Consider the following 6,272-nt stretch of genomic DNA (forward strand, 5'->3'; position numbering starts at 1 on the left):
GATAGGGCCGCGGGATAAGCCCGCGGGATAAGTCCGCGGGATAGGGCCCAGCCGTCGCTGGCCAGCGCGGATGGAGCGAATTTGCTCTTGAGGGGTGGAGGTGCGTATGGTGGTAGATCGTTTGATCCCATTTGCCCGGCGCCTCGTAGAAGTGCGCCGCGAGGCGCGTTCCTTACCATCCCGTGGCTGACCGCATAGAGGCGGTCGTTTGCGACAACACACGGAGTTTGGGCGCGTGCCGAGACTCCGGAAGGTTTCGCATTTCGCATGTCCGTTTCCACTGATCACGCCGTCATGCCCGCTCACGAAGAGCCGAGCGAGACGAGCGAGCTGACCGCCCCGGCCGAGCCGTTCGAGCCGTCGGAGCAGGACGAGCAAACCGCCACGGAAGCCCCCGACACCCCTAAGGCGCCCGACATCACATTCGCCGACCTCGGCCTCCCCGAGCAGATCGTCCGCAAGCTGGCGCAGAACGGCGTCACCACGCCCTTCCCGATCCAGGCCGCGACCATCCCCGACGCCATGGCCGGGAAGGACATCCTCGGCCGCGGCCGTACCGGCTCCGGCAAGACCCTCTCGTTCGGCCTTCCGCTGCTGACCACGCTGGCCGGCGGCCACACCGAGAAGAAGCGCCCCCGCGGGCTGATCCTCACCCCGACCCGCGAGCTCGCGATGCAGGTGAGCGACGCGCTGCAGCCGTACGGCGATGTTCTCGGCCTCAAGCTCAAGGTCGTCTGCGGCGGCACCTCGATGGGCAATCAGATCTACGCGCTGGAGCGCGGCGTGGACATCCTGGTCGCCACCCCGGGCCGGCTGCGCGACATCATCGAGCGCGGTGCCGCGTCCCTGGACAAGGTGCAGATCGCGGTCCTCGACGAGGCCGACCAGATGGCCGACATGGGCTTCCTGCCCGAGGTCACCGAGATCCTCGACCTGGTGCCGCAGGGCGGGCAGCGGCTGCTGTTCTCGGCGACGCTCGAGAACGAGATCGACAGCCTGGTCAAGCGCTACCTGGTCGACCCGGTCACCCACGAGGTGGACCCGTCCGGGGGCGCCGTCTCGACCATGACCCACCATGTGCTGGTCGTGAAGCCGAAGGACAAGGCGCCGGTCACCGCCGCCATCGCGGCGCGCAAGGGCCGCACGATCATCTTCGTCCGCACCCAGCTGGGCTGCGACCGGGTCGCCGAGCAACTGTGCGACGCGGGCGTACGCGCCGACGCGCTGCACGGCGGTATGACGCAGGGCGCGCGCACCCGCACCCTGGCCGACTTCAAGGACGGGTACGTCAATGTGCTCGTCGCCACGGACGTCGCCGCGCGCGGTATCCACGTCGACGGCATCGACCTGGTGCTGAACGTGGACCCGGCCGGCGACCACAAGGACTATCTGCACCGCTCCGGCCGTACGGCCCGGGCGGGCCAGAGCGGCACCGTCGTCTCGCTGGCGCTGCCGCACCAGCGCCGCCAGATCTTCCGGCTGATGGAGGACGCGGGCGTCGACGCCTCGCGCCACATCGTCGGCGGCGGCGGAGCCTTCGACGAGGACGTGGCCCAGATCACGGGCGCGCGTTCGCTCACCGAGGTGCAGGCCGAGGCGGCCTCGAACGCGGCCAAGCAGGCCGAGCGCGAGGCGCAGGACCTCACCCGGGAGCTGGAGCGGGCGCAGCGGCGCGCGGCCGAGCTCCGCGAGGAGGCCGACCGGCTGACGGCGCGGGCGGCGCGCGAGCGCGGCGAGACCGTGGCACCGGCGGAGTCCGCGACCGCGGCCGAGGCCGGGGCCGGGACGGAGACGGTGGCCGAGGCCGCCGCTGTGATTCTGCCCGCGCAGCGCACGGCGGAGCCCGCGACGGTGCCCGCCGTGAAGGGCGCGGGGGCCGAGGCCGTCGAGGGCGCGGGTGACGGCCAGGCGCCGCGCCGCTCCTCGTACGACCGCCGGGACAACGACCGGGGCCGTGACGACCGGGGTGGCCGTTCCTTCGACCGCCGGGACGGCGACCGGGACCGCGGCTTCAACCGCGACCGGCGGGACGACCGCCGCGACGACCGTGGCGGTTTCAACCGCCGTGACGACCGGGGTGGCCGTTCGTACGACCGCCGGGACGGCGACCGGGACCGTGGCTTCAACCGCGACCGTCGCGATGACCGCCGGGACGACCGGCGCGACGACCGGCGGGACGACCGCTTCGGCCGCGACCGCGACCGGGACCGCCGGGACAACGACCGTGGCTTCGGCCGGGACCGCCGTGACGACCGCTCGTTCGGCCGCGACCGCCGGGATGACCGTGGCGGCTTCAACCGCCGTGACGACCGTGGCGGCAGCCGTCCGTACGAGCGCCGCGACGACCGTGGCTTCGGCCGCGACCGCCGGGACAACAACGATCGTGGTGGCCGCTCCTTCGAGCGCCGCGACCACAACCACCGTGGCGGGGACCGTCCGTTCAACCGGGACCGTCGCGACGACCGCCCGGGCCGCCGTGACGACCATCGGGGCGGCGCCACCGGCGGCCGTTCGTACGAGCGCTCCCACAGCTCGCACGACCGGTCCTTCGACCGCCGCGCCGACAAGCCGCGCTGGAAGCGCAACGGCTGATCGGGCCGTGCGCAACGGCTGATCGGGCCGTGCCGGAGGCCGTGCAACACCACGCTGTTGCACGGCCTTTCGCTCCCGGAGGGTATTGGCTCGGGAGTTGGCCCCTCGCCGAGCTATGCTGCGGGGGTGCGGGTCATTAGCTCAATTGGCAGAGCAGTGGACTTTTAATCCATTGGTTCAGGGTTCGAGCCCCTGATGACCCACCTCGGAAACCGCAGGCGCCATCGGTGACCTGCGGTTTCCTCGTTCCTGAGGATCCCGCCGCGCTGTCTTCCGCGGCCCAGGGCCGGGGGGTTCTCACCCCCGTCGTACAGAAGATCGAGTCTCACTCGACCGGCGCTTGAGCGGATGCCGAACGGTACTCGAGCGAAGAGTCTGAACCTGCTGCGTCTGGCCCGCTGCTCGGTAACGCGTAAGGAGACTCCTCGTGCGACTCGCGACAACGATCCGGGGTTTGATCCCCGTCATGGCGCTGGCGGTATCCGCATGGGCGGTCTCCGCTCCGGCGTCCGCCGAAGGAAAGGGAGGTGGTGGAAAGGAGGGCGAGAAGGCGGCCCCGGTGCCCTGCGGGGACGCGGCGGCGCTGGTCAACGCGGTGAGTGAGGCCAACAGCTCCCCCTCGGGAGGTTCCGTCGCCCTGACCACGGGGTGTGTGTACACGCTGGGCTCCGCGGCGTACACCGGCCCCAACGGCGCTGATGGACTGCCGCTCATCACCCGTGACGTGACCATCAGCGGGACCCTGGCGACCATCACACGCAGTGCGTCCGCGGCGGACTTCCGGATCGCGGAGATCGCGCCCGGCGGAAGCCTTACGGTCAACGGCGTGACCTTCTCGGGCGGCCGGGCGACCTCGGGGGCGGGCACCGACGGCGGCGGCATCCTCGACGGGGGCTCGCTGCGGCTGATCCAGTCCACGGTCACGGGCAACACCGCGAGCAACGTCGGCGGGGGCATCGAGGTCGCCTCGGGCGGCTCGGCGGTGCTTTCGGGCACGGATGTGACGCACAATTCCGCGGGGGACGGCGGCGGTATTCACATCAGTACGTCGGCCACCCTCAGCGTCTCGGGCGGCAACATTTCGGACAATACCGCGGACAGCTCGGGCGGCGGCGTCAGTAACTGGGGAACCACGCTGCTGAGCGCCGTCGAAATCGCGCGGAACAGGACCACCAACTTCGAGGGCGGCGCCATCTCCACCTCGATCGGAGATCTCACGATCAACGGCAGCCGGGTGCTCGAGAACACCGCCGGCAGTTTCGGTGGCGGTATCGCCAATATGGGCAGCGCGTTGCGCGTGCTGACCACCACGGTGAATGGGAATACCGCCACACTGAATGGCGGTGGTGTGTTCCAGCACGCGGGCACCACGCAAATGATCGGCGACACCGTCACCGGTAATACGGCCAATGGCGGCCAGGGCGGCGGGATCTTCACCGACGGCGGCTCGATCTCGCTCGCCGCGACCACGGTCTCCGGGAACAACCCGAACCAGTGCGTGCCGGCCCTCGCGGGATGCTGAAAGAGGCGTGACGACCGCGGAAACGACCCGGCTGAACGCCGCGGCGCCCCCGGAAGCCGTTCTTCCGGGGGCGCCGCATGCCTGACCGCGTGCTCGACCGTCAGTGCTTGCAGTCCTTCTTCTTTGCCTTGACCTTGACCGCCTTGTGGTGCTTCTTGGCCTTGTGCGGGTCCTTGGCCTTGTGCGGGTCCTTGGCCTTGTGCGAGGACTTGGCCTTGTGGTGCTTCTTCGCCTTGTGCGGGTCCTTGGCCTTGTGCTTCTTCGGCGGGTCCTTGTGCACGATGACGACCGGGTCCGGATCGTCGAGGGCGATGTTCGTGCAGTCGGCGCCGACGTCGATGTTGCCCGACGGGGAGGCTCCACCCATCTGGGCGATGGCGCCGGTGGTCGTGTCGCAGTCGTTGGCCTGGGAGACCGCACCGCTGCTGGTGAAGTTGACGCAGTCCGCGCCGGTGGTGATGTCCCTGGTGGGGGAGGCTCCGCCGACCTGGGTGATGGCCCCTTGGTCCAGGTCGCAGGAGTTGAGCTGAGCGGCCCCGCCGGTGTGCGGGAAGAGACCGTTGGCGCTCGCGCTACCGGCGCCGCCGACGACCATTGTGCCCGCGGCCGCCGCGGCCATGAGAGCTACCTTCTTGCCGATCTGCATTGTGCTGGTGCCTCCATATCAGGTTCTCCGCGAATGATCCGCAGACACCTCATCAACGAGATATCCGAGGATCGGGATCTGGAATTACCGGGAGATCACCCATCCGCCACAGTAAAGGTATATTCAGCCGGCGGTGAAGTCGGTGGAATTATCTGAGTCAAGCCCGGAAGGGCCGGTCCATCATGGGGCGGGCCGTGAATCATCACAAAATGAACGCGGCCCCGGGATAATTCTCCCAAGGCCGCGTTCATGATGAGCGAGGCGCTCCCGGGGCTCGGGGTGCGTTCCGGAAGTGCTCGGTGATTCAGGGCTTCTGGCGACCGCCCTGGCCACCGCTCTTCGCGCCGTCCGCGCCCTTCTTCTGCTTTCCGTTCTCCGGGTCGGAGCCCGCCACATTGACGCAGTTGGTCTCGTTGTCGACCTCGCCGGGGCCGATGGTGATCGGCCCGAGCACCGAGGTTGTCTGACAGTCGTTGGTCTGCTTCCTCACGCCACCCGACTTGCTGACGTTGACGCAGTTGGTCCGGTTCTTGACTTCGGATCCGGGGGCCAGCGCGACGGTGATCGGACCGATGACGGAGTGGGTACGGCAGCGGTTCTTCTGCTCCGCCACGCCCGACTCGGCGTAATTGACGCAGTCGGTCTCGTTGTTGGTCTTGGTCGGAGTGGCGGCCACCGTGACGGGGCCGATAGCGGAACTGGTGTCGCAGCGATTGCTCTGGCTCCCGCCGTTGGCGCCGGCCACGGGGCCGGGGTCGGCGGCGTCGGCGCCGCCCGTGCCGCTGATGAGCAGCGTGCCCACGGCGGCCACAAGAAGCGCCGTCCTTTTGCGCATGTGCATAAAGAGCCTCCAAATGGGCTTTCCGTGCGGTGCGCTCAGCACTGTCACCGAAAGTCTTTTTCGTGGCAGCGGCCCTGGAAGGGAGGCTTCCAGGGCCGCGATTCCCAACGGGGGGATGTCTCACGGTCTTCCCGCCCGCGGCGGGAACACTGTGAGAGGGTCAGCGACTCACGGGGTGTCGTCGACGGCGATGTTGGTGCACTTGGCGCCGACATTGACGTCGCGCGTCGGGGAAGCTCCACCCATCTGGGCGATGGGTCCGGTGCTGGTGTCGCACTTGTTGGCCTGGAGGACCGACCCGTCCTTGTTGGTGAAGTTGACGCAGTCGGCCCCGACCTCGATGTTGCCCGACGGGGCGGCGCCGCCGACCTGGGCGATGGCGCCCGTGGACGTGTCGCAGTTGTTGAGCTGCACGATGAAGTCGTCGTGGTTGTTGGCCAGGGCACCGCCCGCGCCACCGATGACCAGAGCGCCGGCGGCCGCGGTCAGGAGAACTGCCTTCTTGCCGATGTTCACTTAATTCCTCCGTCTGGGTTGCTCCGCGAATTCACGGACGCATGACACAACGAAGCTCATCAGTTAAGGCTTCGGGCCGCCAGTCAGCTTCACCCGTCCGGCATAGTGCGGCTCTTCCGGTGCGTGTTATCCGAGAATCCCGCTAAGGGGGACCA

5 protein-coding genes and 1 tRNA gene are annotated in these 6,272 nt (G+C 68.8%); 3 read left to right on the forward strand and 3 right to left on the reverse strand.

What is annotated here, in order from left to right; genetic code table 11:
• Positions 1-267: 267 nt before the first annotated feature.
• From GWI24_RS38900 to GWI24_RS38910, 3 genes are all read left to right on the forward strand, one after another.
• Positions 268-2,592 carry a DEAD/DEAH box helicase gene (locus tag GWI24_RS38900; RefSeq protein ID WP_210950747.1) on the forward strand — a complete coding sequence of 775 codons (2,325 nt, stop codon included), beginning with the start codon at positions 268-270 and terminating at the stop codon, positions 2,590-2,592.
• A 130-nt stretch (positions 2,593-2,722) separates the two neighbouring features.
• Positions 2,723-2,795 (forward strand) — tRNA-Lys (locus GWI24_RS38905).
• 449 nt (positions 2,796-3,244) lie between these two features.
• Complete coding sequence (locus tag GWI24_RS38910) at positions 3,245-4,114, forward strand: right-handed parallel beta-helix repeat-containing protein (protein WP_308344240.1); 870 nt, start codon at positions 3,245-3,247, stop codon at positions 4,112-4,114.
• 100 nt (positions 4,115-4,214) lie between these two features.
• Here the strand turns inward: GWI24_RS38910 and GWI24_RS38915 are convergent, their stop codons facing one another.
• From GWI24_RS38915 to GWI24_RS38925, 3 genes are all read right to left on the reverse strand, one after another.
• The gene (locus GWI24_RS38915; protein ID WP_210950749.1) at positions 4,215-4,760 is read right to left on the reverse strand and encodes a hypothetical protein; all 546 of its coding nucleotides are present in this window, start codon (positions 4,758-4,760) and stop codon (positions 4,215-4,217) included.
• Positions 4,761-5,064: 304 nt separating this feature from the next.
• Complete coding sequence (locus GWI24_RS38920; protein ID WP_210950750.1) at positions 5,065-5,601, reverse strand: hypothetical protein; 537 nt, start codon at positions 5,599-5,601, stop codon at positions 5,065-5,067.
• Between the two features lie 168 nt (positions 5,602-5,769).
• The gene (locus tag GWI24_RS38925; protein ID WP_210950751.1) at positions 5,770-6,117 is read right to left on the reverse strand and encodes a hypothetical protein; all 348 of its coding nucleotides are present in this window, start codon (positions 6,115-6,117) and stop codon (positions 5,770-5,772) included.
• Positions 6,118-6,272: the final 155 nt, after the last annotated feature.

It is taken from the genome of Streptomyces sp. MK37H, from assembly GCF_018035285.1.
In the GTDB taxonomy this organism is placed as follows: domain Bacteria; phylum Actinomycetota; class Actinomycetes; order Streptomycetales; family Streptomycetaceae; genus Streptomyces; species Streptomyces endocoffeicus.

Coding starts and splice junctions, on each gene's coding strand:
- GWI24_RS38920 (WP_210950750.1), bottom strand. CDS start 5,601: ATGCACATGCGCAAAAGGACGGCGCTTCTTGTGGCCGCCGTGGGCACG.
- GWI24_RS38900 (WP_210950747.1), top strand. CDS start 268: ATGTCCGTTTCCACTGATCACGCCGTCATGCCCGCTCACGAAGAGCCG.
- GWI24_RS38915 (WP_210950749.1), bottom strand. CDS start 4,760: ATGCAGATCGGCAAGAAGGTAGCTCTCATGGCCGCGGCGGCCGCGGGC.